We start from the raw sequence: 20,608 nt of genomic DNA, 5'->3' as shown, positions 1-20,608 counted from the left end.
GTTGAACGTCTTCATCATCGGCGCCACCGGCTTCGTCGGCGGCGCCCTGGCCCGGCACCTTTCCGCCGAAGGCCACACAGTCACCGGCCTGGCCCGCACCAAGAGCGCTGCCGCCACCCTCGACTCCCAGGGCATCACCGCCTTGGCAGGCGACCTGGAGGAGCGCAGAGCTGCCGTCATCGAGGCGGCACAGGCCGCCGACGCGGTCATCTATGCCGCCCAGGCCGGACCGGAACAGGAGACCGCAACCGTCCAGGAACTCACCCGGGCCCTGACCGGTACGGATAAGACGCTGATCTTTCTGTCCGGCAACGGGGTGCTGGTGCAGCGCACCGCGGGCGCCTGGAGCCCGGACGTCTTCGCCGAGGACGACCCGTTCACGCCCGAGCCCCTGGCCGACTACCGCAAGGCCGTTGAGGACACTGTCCTGGCCGCCGCCCGGCACGGGCTGCGCGCGATGGTCATCCGGCCCGGTCTGATCTGGGGGCCCGGTGATCACGGTCACGTGTCGATGGTCTACCAGTCGGTGGCCGCGACAGGGGCAGCCTGCTACATCGGGGAAGGGCTGAACACCTACAGTCACGTCCACATCGACGACGTGACCCGCCTGTTCACCCTCGCCCTGGAAAAGGGCCGGCCCGGGGGGCTGTACCACGCCGTGGCCGGAGAGACCCCCAACCGCTGGATCGCCGAACGCGTCGCCGCCGACCTCGGCGTCGAGGCACGCAGCCTCACCCCCGAAGAGGCCAGCGGCGTGTGGGGCGAATTCGGCGCCCTCATCATGTCCGTCTCCGGCCGCATTCGCGCCGTCCGCGCACAGCAGGACCTCGGCTGGCAGCCCCAGCACACCGACATGCTGACCATGATCGGCGAGGAACGCCCGCACCGGCCGGCCACCCTCGCAGGGTGACCACCACTTCGCCACCGCCACGCGTCACCCGCGGTGGCGAAGCCCTCCCCCCCCCAAGCGCCTCGATACCTCCTTCCCCTCAGCACACCTGACTCGACCATTTCCCTCCATGAAAGGCCCCTGCCATGAGCACTGCCGGCTGGCTTCCCGGCGGCTTCACCGTGCAGCAGATCGACATCAACAACACTCGCCTCTCGGTCGCGGTCGGCGGCAGCGGACCGGTCCTGGTCCCGCTTCACGGCCGGCCCCAGACCTCACGCGGCTGAGCCCGCGTCATGCCCAACCTCGCCCAGAACCACACCGTCGTCGTGCCCGACCTGCGCGGCGGCTTCGAGCACTACCGCACCCTCCTGGACGACGGCCGTGAGAACCGCGCCCCGCTCGCCGAGCGGAAGCTGCCCATGCCCGTCCTCGCCGTCGGCACCACCCACTCCGGGCACCGCCACCGCCCAGGCCCCCGGCCCCCCACGCCGGCAACGTCCAGGGCGCGGTCGCCCCGACCGGGCACGTCGTCGCCGAGGAAGACCCCGACTGGTTCACCAAGGCGGTGACCCGGTTCCTCGCCTGACGTCCGATCCGCTACCCGGCTGGGCGCGATCGGCGTGGTCCTGCCCGCCATGGTCGACATGGCGCCGACCCTGGTCCCGATCGCCGCAACCGGACTGGCCCTGGTGATGATCGGCGCCGTGGCGATGCACCTGCGACGCAAAGAGATCCCGGCGCTCGCGCCCAGCGGAGTACTGCTGATCCTGGCCGCGACAGTGGCGTGGGGCCGGTTCGGACCATACGCGTTCTGATCCGGAGTGATAACGGCACGGTCATGACCTCGCCGCCCGGCGCTGCCCCTCGCGACCGAGGTGGTGTCGGGGCGCGGTGTGGTCAGGACGGCGACGGTCGCGTCGAGGTCCTCCGCCGCGGTGCCGATCTCCCGGGCCGGGAAGCCGAGTTGCCGGCCGAGGGTGTCGAGCCGGGCGCCGATGCGCATCTCGCTTGCGATGTCTTTGGCCGCCCGCTCGCGTTCACCGTCACGGCGGCAACCTCGGCGAGGAGACGAAGCTCCGGGTCGGCAAGTACGACTACCACGACTGCGAGCGGGGCTCCACGTACCCCAAGTGCGTGGGCGATTGACGGCTCGCCGAGAGCGGCGGCGTAGGTGTGTTCGGTGTGCGGAGGGCCGCCGCGCCCGTCAGGACCAGGGCAGCACGAGCGCTCCCCACGCCACCATCGGCCCGAACCCGACGATGCCGCAGGTGTAGCCGATGATCTGGCGGTAGAAGCGCCCGCGGTCCACTCCGCGGACATTGCTGAGGACCAGGGCGCCGTTCGTGGAGAACGGCGAGACGTCGACGATCGTGGTGGAGACCGCGAGGGCGGCGATCAGGCCGGCGGCGTTGAGGTGGCTGGAGAGCAGCAGCGGGACGGCGATCGGGATGATCGCGGTGAGGATGGCCGTGGAGGAGGCGAACGCGGACGTGACGGCGACGGTGAAGCAGAGCAGGAGGGCGACCACCAGCGGGGTGCCGAAGCCCGCGGCGTGCTCGGAGATCTTGTCGATGATGCCCGCGTGCTCCAGCATCGCGATGTACGTCATCATTCCGGCGACCAGCAGCAGTGTGTGCCAGCTGATGCCGTCCACCGCCTTCTCCTGACGCCTGGTGTCCAGCAGCGCCAGGACCGCACCGGCGGCGAGGGCGAGGACGCCGATCTCCAGCTGGAAGCCCAGGGCACCCACCACGAGAACGGCGAGCGAGGCCAGCGTGAGCCCCTGGTGCCAGGTGAGCCGGGCGGACGCCGTGGCGCTGTCTCCCGACTCCTCCTCGGCGACGGGCGGCAGCGTCCGGTTGCGCAGCGCGGCGAAGGTGATCACGGACAGCAGGACGTTGACGGCGAAGCTCGCGAAGAAGAGCGTCGCCGGGGCGACGGAGAGGTCGGTGTCCCGCACCATGCCGAGCACCAGTGCCCCGGAGACGGCGAGCGGGGAGAAGGCCCCCGCGTGGGCGCCGCTGATCACCAGCATGCCGGTCATCAGCGGGTTGATGCCGTAGCGGAACGCGAAGTTCATCGCGATGGGCACCAGAATGGCGACCGCGGCGGGGGTGAAGGTGCCCAGCGCGGTGAGCACGCCGGCGAGCAGGAACAGCACCCAGGGGATGAGCGAGACCCGGCCGCGCACCAGGCGCACCCCCGCCGCGACGAGGAGGTCGACGGTGCCGTTGCGGCGGGCTATGGCGAAGAGATACGTGACGCCCACGATGGTGATGAAGAGGCCCACCGGGAAGCCTTCGAAGATCTCTTCCTCGGTCAGGCCGAGGGAGGCGGTGCCGATCGTGAACGAGGCGACGAAGGCCAGGATGCCGATGTTGATCGGCAGGACGGTACCGACGACGAACATCACGAGCAGGGCGCCGACGGAGATCAGCTCAGGAGACATCTTTGTCCTCGTGTGGGCAGGGGCAAGGGGGAACGCGACGGCCGGATCGGCGGCACGCGCGGAGCGGACGCTGGACGTCCTCAGGCGGCCACGGCCGGGGCGGGTACGAAGATCTCGGCGTCGCACAGGATGCGTGCGGCACGCCTGACGGTGACCCGGGCGGGCCCGTCCGGGGTGAGGCCGGACGCGTGGACGGCGAGGACACCGGCCGGGGTGCCGATGCGCAGCGCGGAGCTGCCCGGCGCGGTGGACGCCTCCGCGACGACGGTGCCCTCCCGCAGATTGGCGACGGCCACGGCGACGGCGGAGGTGAGGCCGATCGCCGGGTGGGGGGCGTTCATGGACAGCATGCGCGCGGAGACGTCGTAGTCCTCGGCCGCGATCCGCTCGCCGAGCGTGCTCGTGTACGGGACGGGCGGCCCGACCAGACCCACCTTGGGCACCGCGTCCCCCGGCCTGTCGCCGGGCCGGAGCAGGCCCATGCGGGCGGCGGCGCTGTGGCGTACCGCGCGCAGCCAGGGGATCTCGGCCCGCGTCTGCTCCAGGGTCTCCGCGCCGGTGCGGCCGGCCCGTCGCGCGTCGACGAACACCACGGGTGCGCCCGCGTCGACCATGCTCACGTACGGCGGCGGAAGCGCCGCACCGCCCGGGCCCGCCGGGGCCGTGGAAAGCTCCTCGGCGGCCGAGCCGGTCGGCAGTCCGGCGCCGGTGCCGCTGCCGACGGGGTCGTGGAAGGTCAGCCCCACGGCGACCCCGCCGGAGAGCGTGCCGGGAACGGTCTGGGTGCCGAACTCGTGAACGACACCGCCGGTGGTGTCCACCTCGGCCCGGAGGATCGCCCCGGTGTTGGTGTTGTGCATCGTCACCCGGGTGCGGTCACCGGTGAGGGGCACCAGGCCCTTGGCCACCGCGTACAGCGCGATGGCCGTGGCGCAGTTGCCGCAGTTGCTGCCCCATTCGACGGTCCCGGTCCCGATGCCCACCTGGGCGAAGAGGTAGTCGACGTCGATGCCCTCGCGCGAACTGGCGGCGACGACGGCCGCCTTGGACGTGGTCGGGGTGGCACCGCCCACTCCGTCGAGGTGGACGGGGTCCGCCGCGCCGTAGGCAGCCACCAGAAGGCGTTCCAGGTGGGCCCGGTCGGCGGGGACGTGCACTTGGTTGAAGAGCCAGCACTTGCTCGTGCCGCCACGCACCAGAGTCGCGGGGATGTGCATGTAGGGAAGAACTTTCTGTGCGGTGAACGACGTGTGAACCGTCGAGCTGCGATGACTTTCGCAAACCGCAGGGTTGAGCACAATGTCTGTCTTCTTCAGCAGCCTTTAGTAGGGCTAAACTCGGATGATGTTGAACGTACGACGTCTGCTGCTGCTCACCGAAGCCGCCGAGCGCGGCTCCCTCACCGCGGCGGCGGAAGCGCTCTCCATGACGACCTCGGCCGCCTCCCAGCAGATGTCCCTGCTGGAGCGGGAGGTCGGACAGCCTTTGCTGGAGCGACTGCCACGCGGGGTGCGGACCACCGCCGCGGGCGCGGCGCTGGCCGAGCGCGGCAGGGCCGTCCGCCGCGAGCTCCAGGCCGCCCAGGCGGACGTGCGCGAGTTCGCCGACCTGGACCGGGGAACACTGCGCCTGGGCTCGTTCCCCACGGCCAGCGCCTCGCTGCTCCCGCTCGCCCTCACCCGGTTCAGCGGGCGGCACCCGGCGATCCGCACGGTGGTGCGCGCGGGCGTGCTGGAGCGGTTGCGCGAGATGCTCCACGTGGGCGAGGTGGAGCTGGCCCTGATGTGGGAGTACGAGTGGAACCGGATCCAGGACAAGGACCTGGCGCTCGCTCCGCTGCTCGACGACCCGACGGTGCTGGTCGTCCCCGCCGACTCCGAACTGCTCACCCGCCCCGCGGTGCGCCTCGGCGCCCTCGTCGAACAGGAGTGGATCATCCGCGCGGAGAACCACCCGGTTGCGGAGGTGCTGCGGCGCAGTTGCCGGCTGGCCGGCTTCGAGCCGCGTATCGCCTACGAGTCGCACGACTACCAGGAGGCGCAGGCCATGGTCGCCGCCGGGCTGGGCATCGCGCTCGCCCCACGCCTCGCGCTGACCAACCGGCGCAGCGACGTGCGCCTGCTCGCCTTCGCCTCGGACGCCCCGGCCCCCGTCCGGCGGATCCTGCTCGCCAGCCCCCGGCACCGCGCCGCCACACCGACGGCCCGGGCCATGGCGCGGATCCTGCACTCGGTGGCCCAGCAGTTCACGGACTCGGGCCTGGACCGAGCCCAACTGGGGGCGGTGCGTCGCGGCGGCGGCGCTCGCCACTGACGCCTTCGGCCATCCATCGGATTGCCGTCCCCACGCCGCGGCGGCGCTGAGCAGGCGCCCGCCCCGGGGCGCCTGCCCCGGCCTCGGCTCCCGTACGGAGGTCGCCCCCTGTGATCCCGCCGGTCTGTACGCCGAGCACCTCCTCGCCGAAGCCGGAGAGCCCGAAGCCGGCGAACTCGATGCCGGACAACCCCGCGTCGGAGAACCCGAAACCGGTGACCCCGGTCCAGACGCGCGCTTCCGCAGGAGCCGGGGCCGCCCTCGCCGAGGACGGCCACCGAGCGCCCGGCCCTCGCGTCCCGCCCCGAAAATCGCGGGCGCCGGCCGGGCCGCGAGCGGTACGGTCCGGGCATGGAGGACGAGGACGGTTACTTCGGAGAAGAGATCGCGGCCACCTATGACGAGTCGTCGGCGGCCATGTTCCGGCCGGAGGCGGTGGACCCGGCGGTCGACCTGCTGGCCGGCCTGGCCCGCGACGGACGGGCGCTCGAATTCGCCAGCGGCACCGGCCGGATCGCCCTGCCGCTGGCCCGCCGCGGTATCCCGGTCCACGGCATCGACATGTCACGCGCCATGACGGCCCGGCTGCGCGCCAAGCCCGGGAGCGACGCCGTCGACGTGACGATCGGCGACTTCGCCACGACGAGGGTCCCGGGCACCTTCGCGGTCGCCTACCTCGTCTTCAACACGATCAACAACCTCGTGACGCAGGACGCCCAGGTCGCCTGCTTCCACAACGCCGCCGCCCACCTGAGGCCCGGCGGCTGCTTCGTCGTCGAGGTGGGGGTCCCGGACCTGCGCCGGCTGCCGCCCGGACAGGACGCCGTGCCGTTCGAGATCGGCCCGACGCGATGGGCCTTCGACACCTACGACGTCACCACCCAGGCGATGAGTTCGCATTACGTCAAGATCGTCGACGGGCGCGCCGAGCACTGGTCCGTCCCGTTCCGGTACGTATGGCCCGCCGAGCTCGACCTGATGGCACGACTCGCCGGCCTGCGGCTGCGCGACCGCTGGGAGACCTGGACACGGGAGCCGTTCACCGCCGAGAGCCGGCGGCACGTCTCGGTCTGGGAGAAGCCCGTCGACTGACCGCGGCCGTAAGGCGGGAGTCGCAGGCGGACCGTGGTGCGACGAGGGCCTCGTCGGCCGGTACCCGCGTGACGGACGCCCCGGTTTTTCGCCGCCCGGCTGGACACCGTCCATGTGCTGCTCCGGCCCGTTCCCGTCGGAAACCGGGGTGACTGCTGTTCACCCGTGGCGCTTGAGGACTCCTCCGCGCACGGCCTCGGCGGCAAGATCAACCCGCCGCTGCGGCCCCGTGACGACGTCGAGGCGCTCTGGGAGCACCTGCTCGACGGCACCGTCGACTGGGTCGTCAGCGACCACGCGTGCTGCCGCGAGGAGGTGAAGTTCGGCGAGCCCGAGGACGACGTCTTCCTCGCCAAGGCCGGCTTCGGCGGCGCCGGGTACCTCCTCCCCGGCCTGCTCACCGAGGGAACGAAACGCGGCCTGTCGCTGGGCCGGATCGCCGCGCTGACCTCCTGGAACCCGGCCCGGCGCTACGGACTGCGCACCAAGGGCAGCCTCGCCCCCGGCTTCGACGCCGACATCGCCCTGGTCGACCCGGGCCGCGCCTGGACCGTGCGCGCCGCGGAGTCGGAGTCGACGCAGCAGTACACCCCGTTCGAGGGCTTCGAGCTGACCGCCCAGGTCACCGACACCTTCTTGAGGGGCAACCACATCCTGCGGGCGGGCAAGGTCGTCGGTCCGCCCCTCGGCGCCTACCTGCACCGTCCGGCCGGCGCTGCCTGAGCCTGGGCGCCCTGCCGGCCCCGGCGGACCGGACGGCACGACACGGATCCTGGACCTACCGACGCCGGCCACGGCACCGTCGGCACCCCCCGTTCCGACGCGTGGGAACGGGGGCTCCCGCCTGCGTCCTATCGGGTTCCAATCGACCACCGACAGGGTGGCCCGCGGACAGAGGAAACCACTTCCCTCGCAGGAGGCCGCTTTGCCGTCCCCGATCACGCGCCCGGGCGCCGTCCTCGCCGCGTCGCTCGCGACCGTTCTCCTCACAGCGCCCGGTGCGTCGGCGGCGGAACCACCGCCGGCGAAGTTCACGAACCAGCAGAGCAAGCTGTGCATCAGACTCCAGGACAACCAGCTCATCAGCGACTGCTACGGAACATCGCGCGAGATGACCTGGACGCTGGTCGCACCCCACCTCGCGCCGGTCGAGTACCGCTACATGCGCAGCAGGTTCAACAGCGGTTGTCCCTGGGTCGACGGGACCACGATCACCCTGACGCCCTGCACCGACGGAACGCAGCAGGTCTGGGTCATGGTCCGCTACGAGCCCCAGGCACCGCCCGCCGGCATGGCGGGGCTCCGGCTGCAGAGCCTGAACACCAGGAAGTGCCTGGACACCGACGCGGCACGGGACTGGGCGATCGTGCCCAACACCTGCAGCAACTTCTCCACGTCGCAGCAGTGGAACATCCCGCTGGACGCCTTCAACGCCATCTTCACCGAATGAGGAAGGAGGACTGACGTGCTGTCATCCATCAGACGTGCCGGGCGGGCCGCTGTCGTCGCTGTCGCGACCTTGCTGGCGGCGTCGCTGTCGCCGGGGCCGGCGACGGCGGACACCGGGAAGACCTGGCTGGTGAACCAGGTGAGCAACGAGTGCGTGCAGGGGCAGGGCGAGGCCGGGACCGTGGACTCCGGGTGCATCGGCTTCACCCAGGACATCGAGTGGCGCTTCGCGCCGGTCCCCGGGATGCCCGCGTCGGTCGAGTACGTCAAGCTCGACGCGTTCGCCGAGCCCGGCGAGTGTCTGGACAACAACGGGTCACGCATCTACGTACTGCGCTGCAACGGGGGCGGCTACCAGCAGTGGATCGTCACCAGGTTCCAGGCCGCGCCGCCCTCCGGGGGGAAGGTCGGCGTCCGGCTGAAGAACGTGGCGACGGGAATCTGCGTCGACACCACACGGACCAACTTCAGCGGCTGGAAGATCTATCCGAACTCCACCTGCAACGACGGCCCGTACCAGCAGTGGAACATCGACCCGGGGGTGGCCGCCGGACTGGGGGAGTCCGTCCCGGGCGACGCCTCGCACGCCGGTATGACGTGGACCGTGCTCAGCCGGCGTGCCGACGGTGTGGTGCAGGTGGGCCGGGACGAGGAGGCCAGTGACCCGTACAACGGCGACACTCCCGCTCAGGCGTCGCTGCCGGTGCTGTGCCTGCGGACCGACGGGCGTCCGGCGCCGCCCGGTGTCCCGGCCGACGGGGAGAACAGCTGGGCCGAAGGACAGGTCAAGGCGACGCCCGCGGTCCAGGGCGTGAACCTGGTGAGCCGTGCCGTGGCGGACGCGACCTGCGCCGTGTACTTCGGCCAGGGCTGGCGGATGGCCGAGTTCCACGACGGCGGGGGCTGGTCGCTGTGGGCCGACGGCCCGTTGCCGACCGGTGTCCGCTTCTGGACCGCGATCAACGACCAGCCGGCCAATCCCTGGAACTGAGGCCTTCGGGCCGAAGACCTCGTCCGGCCGGTTGACGGGGCCGGTACGGGCGTGGCGGGCGGGGCACGGGCCGCCGGGGGGCGCGGCACCGAGGTCCCGGCCCGAGGGGGGAAAGGGGGGCGGTGCGGGCTCGCCGAACCGCTGTTCGGTGAGCCCGCACCCGGCCGTCCCGGGCGGAGCTCCGCCCGGGCCCGGGGCGCCCGGTCACCGTTCGGCCGTCAGCTCTGCCAGCCGGCCGGCCGAACGCCGCTGCCAGCGCGTGCAGCCGAGTTCTCCGTTGTGTCCGACCGCTCCGCGCATCAGCCGGATCGCCAGTTCGCGTTCGCCCGCCACGGCGGCCACCTCCCCGAGGAAGTGGTCCACCGACCCCCAGCAGAGCATCGCGGACCCCGTGGTCACCGCCCTTCCCGCGTAGGGGAGCAGCCGGCGCAGCGCCACCCGGCAGGAGGCGGCGTCCCCGCACAGCGCCCAGGTGTAGGCGCGCAGAACCGTCTGAAGGAGCCACAGCCAGTCCTGCGGCGGATCCGGCCGCAGGCCGGCGGGCGGACAGAACGTCCTGGCCTCCGACCGCCGGCCCTGAAGCGCCCGGACGAGGCCCAGATGCTCGGGAGTGACCGGCCCGCCCGTCCGGTGCGCCGCGCGTACCAGGGGCTCCATCTCCTCGTAGCGTTCCTCGTCCAGCAGCCAGGACACGCGGTGGGCGAACAGCGCGGGTTCGGCTCCCCACGCCGTGTGCCGGTGCAGTTCGTACGCCTGCGCGGCCAGCCGCTCGGCCGCCGCCAGATCGCCTGCCAGCCCCCGGCGCATCGCGGCCCACCAGCGCAGGTGCACCTCCACCTCGGGCAGTCTGACCCGCTGGTTGGCCAGCGCGCAGGCGTCGATCCCGCGCTGGGCGGCCGGCATGTCGCCCGCCTCCAGCCGGATCAGGGCCCGGCGCAGCAGCAGCGTCGGCATCCAGTCCGCGCTCACCCCGGGCCGGGTGGCCAGGTCCAGTTGCTCGTCGACGAGTTCCTGGCGCTCGGCGAGCGTACGGGGATGGCGCACGGCCTGGTGGCGCAGGTGCAGAGCTTGGAGCAGCAAGGTGTCGTCGCCGAGCCGGCGGGCCATGGCGACGGCCTCGGCGGAGAGCTGGTCCTGGGCACTGTCCACGTGCGGGCCGGCCACGCCGCTTTCCGCGTCGGCCGCGGAGGGCGTCCCGGGGTGTCCGGCGGCGGCCGGGTCCGGTGGGCGGTCGAAGTAGCGTTCCGTCGCGAGCGCCGCCAGCGCGAGACAGCGCAGCGGCGAGTCCTCCTCGGGCAGCGACCGGAGGGCTTCCTCCAACGCGGTCACGACCGTGTCGTCGTACGTCCCGTACTCCCGTGTCGGAGTGAACGTCTCCACGGTGTGCACGGTCGCGGCCAGGGCCAGCGCCTCGGGATCGCCCAGCGAACGGGCCAGGCCGATCGCGCGCTCCAGGGCGACGGCGGCCTCCTCGCGCTGTGCCGCCCGGCAGGACAGCCGCCCCCACCGCACGAGCAGCCCGAACAGCCGGCGGGTCTGCTCGGCGGTGACGGGCGGCGCGTGGTCGTCGACGATCCGGACCGCCGCCGCGACCAGCCGCGCGGCGTGCCGGTGGGCGTACGCGGACTCGGCGCGGCCGGCCGCGGCGGACAGCGCGGTGACGGCCTGCTCGGCGTGGCCGACCGGTGCGGCGGCGAGCCAGTGGAAGGCGACCGCGTCCAGGAGTTCGGGGCTCGCGTTCCCTCGGGAGGCACGCCGCTCCTGAGCCATGGCGACCCGGGCGTGCAGCCGCGCGACCCGTACCCGCGAGTACGTGTGGCGCAGGGTGTCGCGTACCAGCGCGTGGCTGAACCGGTAGCGGCCCACGAGGCCGGTTTCCGCGATCAGCCCCCACAGCGCCGCCGCCTCCAGGATGTCCAGCAGCCGGTCGGCGGACACGTCGCTCACCTCGGCGAGGAGTTCGAAGTCGAACTCCTCGCCCACCACCGCCGCCACGGTGAGCACCTCCGCCGCACCGTCGGGGAGCCGGCGCAGCCGGTACGCCACGAGATCGCGGGTGCCCTCCGGCAGTGCCTCCGTCAGCGGTCCCGTGTCCACCACCGGTAACAGCCGGGCGAGTTCGGTGACGTGGAAGGGGACCCCGCCGCAGCGCCGGTGGACGATCCTGGCGACCTCCCGGTCCACCGCGTGACCGGTCCGTCGGGCGAGGGCGCGTGCGACCTCCCGCTCGGTGAGGCGGCGCAACGGCCAGCGGCGCACCCAGGAGCCGGTCATGTCCGCGATCAGCGAGGCGGCCGGACCGTCGAGCTCCGGGCGGTCCCGCGAGGTGGCGAGGAGCAGCAGCGGCAGTTCGGGGAGCATGCTGGCGAGGACGCGCAGGACCCGGACCGAGTCGGGGTCCGCCCGGTGCAGGTCGTCGATCACCACCAGGAGGGGCTGTTCGGCGGCGGAGCGGGCCAGGCGCTCCACGACGGTGGCCGGGGTCCCCTCGGCCCGGTGCCACGATCCGTCCCGGTACGGCTTCAAGCCGCTCCGGGCCCGTTCGCCGCTCCGGGAGAGTTCCCCGCCCGCTCCCGCCCACGTGGCGGGGCCGGGCGTCCGGGCCCGTTCCGGGGATATCCGGGCCCGTGCGCCGGTCCGGTGTCCGGTGCCGTCCGGGTCCGCCACGGAGCGCAGGACGGTCAGCCAGGGCCACAGGGCGGGCACGCCCTCGTCGTCGGGACACCTGCCGACCGCGGCCGGCAGGCCACGCGCCGCCGCCCGCTCCAGGGCGGCGGCACCGATCCGCGTCTTTCCGATGCCGGGCTCGCCGGTGATCAGTAACAGCCCGCCCCGGCCGCCGGACAGTTCCGTCAACGCCCGGTCCAGGCTCGCCAGTACGTCGTCGCGACCCTCGAGTCCGGGGTCCGGCGTGTGCCGCGGCCGGCCGGTGACGGGTCCGCGCCCCGGCCGGTGACCGGAGGGACGCGAGGCGAGGGCGGAGGCGGTCGGCGGGGACGGCCGGGAAGCCGCCACCGGGGGCCTGCCGGGACGCGTCTCCTGGACGGCGGTCGTCCGGGCCCGTTCCTCGCCCGGCGGCGGAGCCGGACGGAGGGCCCGGTCGAGCTCCAGAAGGGGATCCTGCCCGAGGATGGCGCGCTCGATCCCGCGCAGTTCGGGGCCCGGTTCGATACCGAGGCCGTCCGCCAGTACCCGGCGCACCTCCCGCAGTGCCTCACGCGCCTCGGCCTGCCTGCCGCAGCGGTACAGCGCGACGGCGAGCATGAGCCACCGACGCTCGCGCAACGGCTCCGCGGCCACCAGTGGCCTGAGCCCCGCGGCGGCGGACTCGGCCAGCCCGGCGGCGAGTTGGGCCTCGGCGCGCCGCTCCTGGGCGACGAGTCGCAGCTCTTCGAGCCGGCCCGCCTCCAGTGCCGCGAACGGCTCGGCCGTGAACTCCCCGAAGGCGGGCCCCCGCCACAGCCCCAGCGCCCGGTCGACGGCGTCGAGTGCCTCGACGGGCCGTCCGTCGGTCAGGAAGGTACCCGCCGACGTGGTCAGCGCCGCGAACCGGGCCGCGTCGTACCGCTCGGGCGGCACGTCGAGGCGGTACCCCGCGGGCGAACTGACCAGCAGACGCGCCGCCTTCCGGGGCGCGCGGTCCGGCTCCAGGGCCCTGCGGAGGTTGGCCACGTACGCCCGCAGGGTGCCGACGGCGGAGGGCGGCGGGTCATCGCCCCAGACGCTGTCCACCAGCCGTTCGACCGAGACCGCGCTGCCCGCCTCGGCCAGCAGGGCGGCCAGCACCCGTCGTTGCTTCGCGCCACCCAGCCCGATGGGCCTGCTGCCGATCTGGACTTCCAGGGATCCCAACACCGCCCACCACACAGGGCCGAACCTAATCCCGTGGGGAGCGTTGATCAATGATCTTCCGCCTCGCACCGGGGCGCGAGGGCAGAGATCCGGCCACCGTGGCCGCACCGGGCGGCTCCCGCGGGAAAACGGCCGTCGTCCGAGGGGGCGCAGGCCGCGGCGCCCCGCCGTGACCGCCCTCGTGGCGGGCGGGGGCGGACCCCTCCAGGAGGCGCGGGGCGGCCGCGAGCGAGTACGGACCTCGGGGAGTGAGGGCGACGGCGCTCGCGTCAGCCTCCGTGCACGGTGAGCCGGTAGCCCTCGGGGCCCGTGAAGGAGAACGTCGGTCCGAACGGGCTGTCCAACAGCGGGCCGACGTCCTGCGTGCCCGCCGCGACCAGCTGCTCGCGCAGCGCACTCGCGTCCGACGTGCGCAGCCACAACGCCACGCCCAGACCGGGGCGCGCGTCGCCGGTGAGGTCGACGCCCGGGAGCGGCTCGCGGACGGCGAACGGGACCGGGCTGGTGGTGAAGACGACCGCGCCGGGCGGCGAGGCGGGGGCCCGGCGCAGCCCGAGACGCTCCTCGAAGAAGGCGGCCGCGGCGGGTACATCCGTCACCTGCAGGGCGATGAAGTCGGGGCCGTCGACGGTGGCGGGCATGGTTCCTCCTGGGAAAGTGAATGTCAGGACTTTGACATAGGTGACTGTAGGTGCCGCTTCTCCCACATGTCAAAATGCTGACATGGAAGACCGTGCGCCCGTGCCCTCCCCCCATCCGGCCCGCGACATCACCGAGCACGTGGGATACCGGCTCAAACGCGCCTCCGCCGCCCTGCGCGGCGCCATGGACAAGGCCCTGCGCGAGCACGACCTCACCGTCCCGCAGTACTCCTGCCTCGAACTCCTCGACGAACGGCCGGGCCTGTCCAACGCCGACCTGGCCCGCGGCACCTTCGTCACCCGGCAGTCGGCCAACGTCGTCCTGCGCGGTCTGAAAGACGCCGGTCTCATCACCCGGGCCGCCACCACCGACCACGGCCGCGCCCTGCCCGTCCACCTCACCCCCGCCGGACGGCGACGCCTGCACGCGGCCCGGGCGGCCGTCTACGCCATCGAGGAACGCATGATCGAAGCCATCCCCGCACAGCGCCTCGCCGCCCTCCTCGCCGACCTCGACGCCATGTCGGACGCCCTCGACGACTGAGACGCCGTATCCACCGTGGGATCATTGCCCGTCCGGCAGTTCGAGTGAAGGAGACAAGGCCCCCCCACATGTTCGACGCGCTGAAGAACCTCAAGGACAAGGCGGAGGGTCTCGCCGAGGCCCACGGCGACAAGATCTCCGACGGACTGGAGAAGGCGGGCGACTTCCTCGACGACAGAACCGACGGCAAGCACAGCGACAAGATCGACACAGCTGTCGACAAGGCTCAGGAGTACATCGAGAAGCTGGGGGAGAAGAAGGACTGATCCGATCCGGACGGCAGAGCGCGGCATGACGTCCGGCAGCCGGAACGGGGCGGTCGCCCGTACGGTCGCCGGACGCGTGCCACTGCGCCACGGCGGCGGACCCGGCGCGCCGCCGGGCCGTTCAAGAGGCGGGAGGCGCGCATCGGGGGAATACCGTGTCGCCATGGTGCGAGCCGAGGGGCCCGGGGCCGGCCGACCGGAGGGGGATAGGGCTTCCGGGCGGCCCCTGGCCCCCCTCCTCGCGGTCTGCGCGGGCTACTTCATGGTCATCCTGGACGTGACCGTCGTCACCGTCGCAGTTCCGGTGGTGGGACGGGAGCTGTCGGCCTCGCTCACCGGAATCCAGTGGATCACGGACGGCTACACCCTGGTCTTCGCCGGCCTGCTGCTCACCGGTGGCGCGCTGGGGGACCGGCTGGGAAACCGCCGGGTCTTCTGCGCCGGGGTGGTGGTGTTCACCCTTGCCTCGGCCGGCTGCGGACTGGCCCCGAGCTCCGGGGCCCTGGTCGCCGGGCGGCTGGTGGAAGGGCTCGGCGCGGCACTGATCGTGCCCGGCTCGCTCGCCCTCCTCCAACAGGCGTACCCCTCACCCGCCGAGCGCTCCCGCGCCTTCGGCCTGTGGGGTTCCATGGCCGGCGTCGCGGCCTCCGCCGGGCCGCTCCTGGGCGGCCTTCTGGTCACCACCGTCGGGTGGCGCTGGGTGTTCTTCGTCAACCTGCCCGTCGGATGCGCGTGCCTGCTGCTGACGCTGCGCCACGTGCCCGCTTCGGTCCGGCGCGCGGACCGTCCCGTGGACTGGCCGGCCCAGTGCGCGCTCGTCGCGACGGTGGCCCTGCTGACAACCGTCCTCAACGAGGCAGGACGGCATGACCTGACGGACCCTCTGATCCTCATCGGGGCGGGCCTGTGCCTGTCGGCCGCTGCCGCGTTCGTCCTGCGCGAGCGCCTGGCCCGCGATCCCGTGCTGCCCCTGCGGCTGCTGCGCTCCCGCCGGATGAGCGGAGGCGCGGCCATCGGCCTGCTGTTCAACTTCGCCTTCTACGGCATGATCTTCACGGCGAGCCTGTACTTCCAGCACGAGCGCGGCCTCACCGCCCTGCGCACGGGGATCGCCCTTTTCCCGGCGGTGGCCATGACGATGTTCGCCTCCGTGCTGTCCGGGAGGCTGGCGCGCCGCACCGGGCACCGGCGGCTCGTGGTCACGGGCATGCTCCTGGGAGGGGCGGGCCTGGGCGGCTGGGCCGCCGCCGGACCGGCCCCGGACTACCTCCTGCTGGTGGTGCCGATGATGGCGGCGGGCTTCGGCACGTCCTTCGCCCTCACCGGATCGACCGCGACCGTGATGTCGGCCGCCCCGGAGAGCTACTCCGGCACCGCGTCCGGCCTGTTCAACACCGCCCGCCAGGTCGGCAGCGCCGCGGGGGTCGCACTGGGAGGCTCACTTCTGGCCGTCTCGGCCGGTTTCGCCACCGGGCTGCGGACGAGCATGGCCATCGGCGCGGCCGCGTATCTGACGGCCGCCGCCCTCGCCGTCTTCTGTGTTCCGCGCGAGACGGCCCGCCACCAGGCCGCTTGACGGCGGGCGGGCCCGCGCCGCCGGAGACGCGGCGGGCCCCGGCCCGGCCGCCTTGGCATGGCAGCCCCGGCCGCGACGGGTGCGGGGGGTGAGCGTGGGGCCGCGGCCCCACGCACCACACCGACGGGCTCTCATGCGTGACGCGACACCCCCGCGGCGGTCACACCCCCGCGCAGGTGCCGTCCGCCGCGGAGGCGCACCCGCCGGGCCGGGCAAGGCCCCGGCTCCGACGGTCGCGACCTGGTGCCTGCCCCGCCGCGCGAGCGGTCGTCCGCTCAGGCGGAGGGCGATCCGGCCCGGGAGCCGAGCTGCGCCAGGACGCCGGTCAGGCCGGTGACGACCTCGGCGTCGTCGGCGGGGTGGGTCTCGGCGAAGCGGGTGACGGAGCCGGGGATGGAGAGCTTGAGGTCCTCCAGGACGGTGGCGCCGGCGATGCCCGCGGCCTTGCGGGCCTCGTCCTGCGCCCACACGCCGCCGTACTGGCCGAAGGCCGTGCCGATGACGGCGGCCGGCTTCCCGGAGAACGCGCTGGCCCCGAACGGGCGGGACAGCCAGTCGATGGCGTTCTTGAGCACGGCCGGAATGGTGCCGTTGTACTCGGGCGAGAACAGCAGGAAGCCGTCGGCCCGGCCGGCCGCCGCGCGCAGCCGGAGGGCGGCCTCCGGCACCGAGCCCTCGACGTCGATGTCCTCGTTGTAGAAGGGCACGTCGGCCAGGCCCTCGAACAGCTCGACCTCGACGTTCTCAGGGGCGTGCTTGATGGCGGCCTCGGCGAGCTGACGGTTGTGCGAACCGGCCCGAAGGCTGCCGACCAGGGCGAGAATCTGTACGGACATGAGCGTTGACTCCAAGAGATATGAGTGCGAGGGCAACCGGACCGAGGTCCGTTTAATGTTCTACCACCCAACCGGACCGGGGTCCACTTTTGTTCACAGGAGCGTTACGCTGAGGGGCATGACCTCCTCCGGCCCGCCGCCCTCCGTGCCGTACGAAGCCTCGGACGGAAGGACGGGCCTCAGCCTGACGTCCTGCACGGAACGCCGGCTGCGGGCCGACGCGGAGCGCAACCGTACGCGCCTGCTGGAGGTCGCCGCGGGGCTCGCCGCCGAACGGGGCGCGGCGAACGTGACCATGGAGAGCATCGCCGCCGCCGCGCAGGTGGGCAAGGGGACCGTCTTCCGGCGGTTCGGCGACCGCACCGGACTGATGCTGGCCCTTCTGGACCACCACGAGCGGCAGCTCCAGGCGGCCTTCCTCACCGGCCCGCCACCGCTGGGCCCGGACGCGCCCGCCCTCGCGCGCCTGCGCGCCTTCGGCCCGGCCGTCATGCGCCACGAACACCGCCACAGCGACCTCTACCTGGCCGCCCAGGGCGCCCCGGACCGCCGCTATTCGACCTCGCCGCACGAACTCCGCCTCACTCACATCACCATGCTGCTCCGCCGGACGAAAGTGCCCGGCGACGTCGAACTGCTCGCCCACATCCTGCTGGGCTTCCTCGACACCGGCCTCGTCCACCACCTGCTGACCCAGCGGGGAATGTGTCTCGAGCGGCTGGAGGCGGGCTGGAACGACCTGGTGGACCGGCTGGGAGCGAGGACGTAGCGGTCCGGTGGTCCGCGCAGGGGGAGAAGCGGAACCGAGGGCCCCGCGGATCCGCTGGCCGGCAACGCGTACCGGCCCTCGCCGGCGGGCGCTTCTCCCACCGGACGGCCGGAGCGCCGTGCCGATGACGAGGGTTCACGAGGCGGTGCCCCGGCTCAGGGGGAGTGTGGCGTGGACGTCCCATCCGGTGCCGGGGCGCGGTCCCGCGTGCAGATGCCCGCCCAGCGCCCCGACGCGTTCCCGGAGGCCGACGACGCCGAACCCTCCGTCGTCACCGGGTCGCGGGCCGCCGGACGCGCTGGGCCCCGGCCCCTCCCGGCGACCCATTTCGTCCCCGAGCGCGGACGCCCCGCGGACGCGGCCCGGCCCACCGTGGTCACCAGGCGGTACCGGGCCTCGCCCGTGGGCGGTGGGAAGCCCGCGGCGTCCAGGACGTCGTCGACAGCCGCGAACTCCCTGCCGCCGCCGGGCGGGCACGCGCGCCGTGCCGACGTACCGCCTCCCCCCGCACCAGGCCGGCCCGCACGGCCGGCGTCCGCACGTCCTGGTGCGGGAGGACCCGGGTGCCGGTCAGCCCCGGGCGACCGCGATGCTGCCCTTGAGGCGTTCACCGGCCTCGTACACCATGTAGGGCACGCCCCCCTCGGTGCCGAAGCTGGGCGCGGCGCTGCGGCCGTTGTCGGGCGCGCTGTTCGAGGAGTCGTAGAAGCGGCCGAGGTGGCGGCGCAGTGTGAAGTCCTTCCCGACCTCGGTGATCATGAGGTCGCCGCCGCTCTGCTTGTCCTTGTTGTAGACGACGTAGGCGCTGCCGTTGCGGGTCAGCAGGTGCGGGCCGCCGACGTTGACGGCCGACACGTCGTTGTGGCTGACGAGGGCCTTCTGGTCGAAGGTCCAGTCGCGGCCGTCGGCCGACCAGCCCCAGTGGATGTCCCGGTGGTTGCTCTTGTTGTTCAGCATGAACAGCATCACGTAGTGGGCCTTCTTGGCGGGCAGTTCGTGCGGGAAGACCCGGGCGTACGAGGTCTCGGTGGTGCCCGCCGGCAGCATGGACGCGGTGAGGACCACCTTGTCGTAGGTGAAGTTGATGCCGTCCTTGGACCGGGCCAGCCGCGTCGTGGTGTTCTCGCCGTGGAAGTAGAGCCACATCTCCTTGGCGCTCTCGTTCCACATCACGTGCGGGGAGGAGACATGGCTCACGGAGTAGTGCGGCGCCCACTTGTTCGAGACGATCGGGTTGCGCGGGTATTCGGTGAAGGGGCCTTCGATGTGGTCCCCGTAGGCGAGGCAGATCCCGCCGGGCGCGTCGTGCGGGGCGTAGTAGAGGTAATAGCGGCCCAGCGGTGCGGACAGCCGGTCCTTGGTGCCCCGGATGCACGGGAAGATGATCTCGCCGGTGGGGTTGTACTTGAGCTGCGAGGGCGTCAGGAGGGTCTTGACGTAGCGGTAGTCGGGGAACCCGCCGGGGGCCGCGGCCACGGCCGGGGCCTGGGCGGCGGCGAGTGCCGGGGAGGCCGCCGAGCCGACGGCTAGCGCGGCCGTGGTCGCGGCGGCCGACTTGAGGAGGATGCGACGGCTGGGTTGCAGCGGCTCGTGCATGGAGTGCTCCGTCCTGTGCGGGAAAGGGGGATGTGTGTGCCGGAGACGAGCGGTCAGAGGGCGGTGGCGGCGGTGACGCAGAAACCGCCGAGGGCGACGAACCAGACGTAGGGCAGGGTGCGCACCATCACCTGCTGGGGGCCGACCCCCGCGTACTGCGCGCTCCACACGGTCTGGGTGCTGGTGGGGTCGGCGACGCCGAACACCTGGTTGTAGGAGGCGGTGATGCCGAGGACGGCGACGGCCGGGTAGATGCCGGCGGCGATGAGGACGCCCGCGATGCCGGCGCCGAGGCCGTACACGTTGAGCGGCCCGCGGTACAGGCACAGCGGCACCAGCACCGTGAAGACCACCACGAACAGCACCGGGTTCTGCGGGCTGACCGCCTTGACGAGGGGTTCGAGCGCGGCCACGGACCCGGGGAGCTTGACCGCCGCGAGCAGGATGCCGATGGCGACGAACAGCGTGATGGGCGCGGCGGCCACGTCGAAGCCGCTGTACAGGGTGCGCAGCAGACGGCGGTTCATGTCGCGCGGGCGCGTGGTCGTCACCAGCGCGTAGAGCACCCCGGCGAGCAGCGAGGGGATGATCGCGAGCTCGAAGCCGAGGGCCAGCACGAGGGGTACGCCCGGGGTGAGCAGCGCGTACCACGGGGCGTCGCCGAGCCGGGCGCGCCGCTCGCCCGCCTTGGTGCGCGGCGTCTCGGTGCGGAAGGCCCAGGCGTGTTCGACCCCGCGCCTGCGGGACTCGACGAGGACGAACATGACGGCGGCGAACAGCGCGAACGGGAAGAGCTTGATCATGAAGTCGCGCACGTCGGCGACCGGCATGCCGAGGGCGCTGGAGAAGAACTGCCACACCGGCAGCTCGAAGGGTATCCCGGCGGCGATGCCCATGAGGATCGTCCCCGCGGCGGTCACCTTGGGGATGCCGACCGCGATCATGGCGGGGATACCGATGATGCCGGCGAGCATCGCCGCGGGCGCGGAGCCGGTCACGGTGCCGACGAGGGTCGAGACGAGCAGCACGCCGAGCGCCACGACCGTGGGCCGGTCCCCGCCGAACTCGACTATCTTGCGGACGAGGGTGCCGGCGATGCCGGTCTCGTCGAGCAGTTTTCCGAGCCAGGAGCCCAGCAGGATCGCGATCATCGTCGCGGCCAGCGCCGGCGCGCCTTCTTGGAGGACCGTGTCGAAAACGCTGTTCTCGCCGGTGACCGGGGCGCCCGAGACGAAGGCGATGACCACGCCGAGCAGGACGAGCGCGAAGGCGGTGGGGAGCCTCTTGGTGAGGATCGCGGCGACACCGGCCGCCATGACGATCAGGATGACGATGCCCATGA

General features: G+C 72.7%; 20 protein-coding genes. 13 read left to right on the top strand and 7 right to left on the bottom strand.

Going from position 1 to position 20,608, the window contains the following annotated elements:
• Position 1 precedes the first annotated feature (1 nt).
• The 4 genes from IG02_RS0100305 to IG02_RS0100290 all read left to right on the top strand — a co-directional run bounded on the left by IG02_RS0100305 (position 2) and on the right by IG02_RS0100290 (position 1,707).
• On the top strand, positions 2-910 hold the full coding sequence (locus tag IG02_RS0100305) for an NAD-dependent epimerase/dehydratase family protein (protein WP_030739979.1): 909 nt from the start codon (positions 2-4) through the stop codon (positions 908-910).
• 125 nt (positions 911-1,035) lie between these two features.
• Positions 1,036-1,176, top strand: coding sequence for a hypothetical protein (locus IG02_RS42395; protein ID WP_158712215.1), 141 nt, complete (start codon positions 1,036-1,038; stop codon positions 1,174-1,176).
• 9 nt (positions 1,177-1,185) lie between these two features.
• The gene (locus tag IG02_RS42390; RefSeq protein ID WP_234314552.1) at positions 1,186-1,461 is read left to right on the top strand and encodes a hypothetical protein; all 276 of its coding nucleotides are present in this window, start codon (positions 1,186-1,188) and stop codon (positions 1,459-1,461) included.
• A gap of 36 nt (positions 1,462-1,497) precedes the next feature.
• Positions 1,498-1,707 carry a DoxX family protein gene (locus IG02_RS0100290; RefSeq protein WP_324604714.1) on the top strand — a complete coding sequence of 70 codons (210 nt, stop codon included), beginning with the start codon at positions 1,498-1,500 and terminating at the stop codon, positions 1,705-1,707.
• 389 nt (positions 1,708-2,096) lie between these two features.
• Here IG02_RS0100290 and IG02_RS0100285 read toward each other — a convergent pair whose 3' ends face one another.
• Both IG02_RS0100285 and IG02_RS0100280 read right to left on the bottom strand, forming a co-directional pair.
• On the bottom strand, positions 2,097-3,341 hold the full coding sequence (locus tag IG02_RS0100285) for an SLC13 family permease (RefSeq protein WP_030739973.1): 1,245 nt from the start codon (positions 3,339-3,341) through the stop codon (positions 2,097-2,099).
• Between the two features lie 80 nt (positions 3,342-3,421).
• Positions 3,422-4,558 carry a PrpF domain-containing protein gene (locus IG02_RS0100280; protein WP_030739970.1) on the bottom strand — a complete coding sequence of 379 codons (1,137 nt, stop codon included), beginning with the start codon at positions 4,556-4,558 and terminating at the stop codon, positions 3,422-3,424.
• Positions 4,559-4,685: 127 nt separating this feature from the next.
• Between IG02_RS0100280 and IG02_RS0100275 the strand changes: the two genes are divergently transcribed.
• From IG02_RS0100275 to IG02_RS37545, 5 genes are all read left to right on the top strand, one after another.
• The gene (locus IG02_RS0100275) at positions 4,686-5,654 is read left to right on the top strand and encodes a LysR family transcriptional regulator (protein WP_030739967.1); all 969 of its coding nucleotides are present in this window, start codon (positions 4,686-4,688) and stop codon (positions 5,652-5,654) included.
• Between the two features lie 351 nt (positions 5,655-6,005).
• A complete protein-coding gene (locus tag IG02_RS0100270) occupies positions 6,006-6,746 on the top strand; it encodes a class I SAM-dependent DNA methyltransferase (protein ID WP_030739965.1) in 741 nt (246 codons plus the stop codon).
• Between the two features lie 165 nt (positions 6,747-6,911).
• Positions 6,912-7,469 (top strand): dihydroorotase, encoded by a 558-nt coding sequence (locus IG02_RS0100265; RefSeq protein WP_234314551.1) that lies wholly within the window; start codon positions 6,912-6,914, stop codon positions 7,467-7,469.
• A 202-nt stretch (positions 7,470-7,671) separates the two neighbouring features.
• The gene (locus IG02_RS0100260) at positions 7,672-8,196 is read left to right on the top strand and encodes a hypothetical protein (RefSeq protein ID WP_030739961.1); all 525 of its coding nucleotides are present in this window, start codon (positions 7,672-7,674) and stop codon (positions 8,194-8,196) included.
• 15 nt (positions 8,197-8,211) lie between these two features.
• A complete protein-coding gene (locus IG02_RS37545; RefSeq protein WP_051764205.1) occupies positions 8,212-9,186 on the top strand; it encodes an RICIN domain-containing protein in 975 nt (324 codons plus the stop codon).
• 204 nt (positions 9,187-9,390) lie between these two features.
• On the opposite strand, the gene IG02_RS0100250 is transcribed toward IG02_RS37545, so the two are convergent.
• Together IG02_RS0100250 and IG02_RS0100245 are read right to left on the bottom strand one after the other, a co-directional pair.
• Positions 9,391-13,038: an AfsR/SARP family transcriptional regulator gene (locus IG02_RS0100250; RefSeq protein ID WP_158712214.1), complete on the bottom strand. Its 3,648-nt coding sequence runs from the start codon at positions 13,036-13,038 to the stop codon at positions 9,391-9,393.
• Between the two features lie 269 nt (positions 13,039-13,307).
• A complete protein-coding gene (locus IG02_RS0100245) occupies positions 13,308-13,679 on the bottom strand; it encodes a VOC family protein (protein WP_030739955.1) in 372 nt (123 codons plus the stop codon).
• Positions 13,680-13,761: 82 nt separating this feature from the next.
• Between IG02_RS0100245 and IG02_RS0100240 the strand changes: the two genes are divergently transcribed.
• From IG02_RS0100240 to IG02_RS0100230, 3 genes are all read left to right on the top strand, one after another.
• Positions 13,762-14,223: a MarR family winged helix-turn-helix transcriptional regulator gene (locus tag IG02_RS0100240; RefSeq protein WP_030739952.1), complete on the top strand. Its 462-nt coding sequence runs from the start codon at positions 13,762-13,764 to the stop codon at positions 14,221-14,223.
• 68 nt (positions 14,224-14,291) lie between these two features.
• A complete protein-coding gene (locus IG02_RS0100235; RefSeq protein WP_030739949.1) occupies positions 14,292-14,489 on the top strand; it encodes an antitoxin in 198 nt (65 codons plus the stop codon).
• A 163-nt stretch (positions 14,490-14,652) separates the two neighbouring features.
• Positions 14,653-16,065 carry an MFS transporter gene (locus IG02_RS0100230; RefSeq protein WP_199813926.1) on the top strand — a complete coding sequence of 471 codons (1,413 nt, stop codon included), beginning with the start codon at positions 14,653-14,655 and terminating at the stop codon, positions 16,063-16,065.
• Between the two features lie 275 nt (positions 16,066-16,340).
• Here the strand turns inward: IG02_RS0100230 and IG02_RS0100225 are convergent, their stop codons facing one another.
• On the bottom strand, positions 16,341-16,901 hold the full coding sequence (locus IG02_RS0100225; RefSeq protein WP_030739944.1) for an NAD(P)H-dependent oxidoreductase: 561 nt from the start codon (positions 16,899-16,901) through the stop codon (positions 16,341-16,343).
• A 118-nt stretch (positions 16,902-17,019) separates the two neighbouring features.
• Here IG02_RS0100225 and IG02_RS0100220 point away from each other — a divergent pair, with 118 nt between their 5' ends.
• A complete protein-coding gene (locus IG02_RS0100220; protein WP_030739943.1) occupies positions 17,020-17,670 on the top strand; it encodes a TetR/AcrR family transcriptional regulator in 651 nt (216 codons plus the stop codon).
• A 570-nt stretch (positions 17,671-18,240) separates the two neighbouring features.
• Here IG02_RS0100220 and IG02_RS0100210 read toward each other — a convergent pair.
• Together IG02_RS0100210 and IG02_RS0100205 are read right to left on the bottom strand one after the other, a co-directional pair.
• Positions 18,241-19,266: a hypothetical protein gene (locus IG02_RS0100210; RefSeq protein ID WP_030739939.1), complete on the bottom strand. Its 1,026-nt coding sequence runs from the start codon at positions 19,264-19,266 to the stop codon at positions 18,241-18,243.
• Between the two features lie 53 nt (positions 19,267-19,319).
• Positions 19,320-20,606 carry a TRAP transporter large permease subunit gene (locus IG02_RS0100205; RefSeq protein WP_030739937.1) on the bottom strand — a complete coding sequence of 429 codons (1,287 nt, stop codon included), beginning with the start codon at positions 20,604-20,606 and terminating at the stop codon, positions 19,320-19,322.
• Positions 20,607-20,608: the final 2 nt, after the last annotated feature.

The sequence above is a fragment of the Streptomyces sp. NRRL F-5135 genome (assembly GCF_000719775.1).
In the GTDB taxonomy this organism is placed as follows: Bacteria; Actinomycetota; Actinomycetes; order Streptomycetales; family Streptomycetaceae; genus Streptomyces; species Streptomyces hebeiensis.
Note: the sequence above shows the minus strand (reverse complement) of the source record. Positions and strands in the feature narration are given on the sequence as shown.

Excerpts from the sequence above, each read along its gene's own strand:
- IG02_RS42395 (WP_158712215.1), top strand. The coding sequence starts at position 1,036 with ATGAGCACTGCCGGCTGGCTTCCCGGCGGCTTCACCGTGCAGCAGATC.
- IG02_RS42390 (WP_234314552.1), top strand. The coding sequence starts at position 1,186 with ATGCCCAACCTCGCCCAGAACCACACCGTCGTCGTGCCCGACCTGCGC.
- IG02_RS0100285 (WP_030739973.1), bottom strand. The coding sequence starts at position 3,341 with ATGTCTCCTGAGCTGATCTCCGTCGGCGCCCTGCTCGTGATGTTCGTC.
- IG02_RS0100280 (WP_030739970.1), bottom strand. The coding sequence starts at position 4,558 with ATGCACATCCCCGCGACTCTGGTGCGTGGCGGCACGAGCAAGTGCTGG.
- IG02_RS0100275 (WP_030739967.1), top strand. The coding sequence starts at position 4,686 with ATGTTGAACGTACGACGTCTGCTGCTGCTCACCGAAGCCGCCGAGCGC.
- IG02_RS0100270 (WP_030739965.1), top strand. The coding sequence starts at position 6,006 with ATGGAGGACGAGGACGGTTACTTCGGAGAAGAGATCGCGGCCACCTAT.
- IG02_RS0100245 (WP_030739955.1), bottom strand. The coding sequence starts at position 13,679 with ATGCCCGCCACCGTCGACGGCCCCGACTTCATCGCCCTGCAGGTGACG.
- IG02_RS0100240 (WP_030739952.1), top strand. The coding sequence starts at position 13,762 with ATGGAAGACCGTGCGCCCGTGCCCTCCCCCCATCCGGCCCGCGACATC.
- IG02_RS0100235 (WP_030739949.1), top strand. The coding sequence starts at position 14,292 with ATGTTCGACGCGCTGAAGAACCTCAAGGACAAGGCGGAGGGTCTCGCC.
- IG02_RS0100230 (WP_199813926.1), top strand. The coding sequence starts at position 14,653 with ATGGTGCGAGCCGAGGGGCCCGGGGCCGGCCGACCGGAGGGGGATAGG.
- IG02_RS0100225 (WP_030739944.1), bottom strand. The coding sequence starts at position 16,901 with ATGTCCGTACAGATTCTCGCCCTGGTCGGCAGCCTTCGGGCCGGTTCG.
- IG02_RS0100220 (WP_030739943.1), top strand. The coding sequence starts at position 17,020 with ATGACCTCCTCCGGCCCGCCGCCCTCCGTGCCGTACGAAGCCTCGGAC.
- IG02_RS0100210 (WP_030739939.1), bottom strand. The coding sequence starts at position 19,266 with ATGCACGAGCCGCTGCAACCCAGCCGTCGCATCCTCCTCAAGTCGGCC.
- IG02_RS0100205 (WP_030739937.1), bottom strand. The coding sequence starts at position 20,606 with ATGGGCATCGTCATCCTGATCGTCATGGCGGCCGGTGTCGCCGCGATC.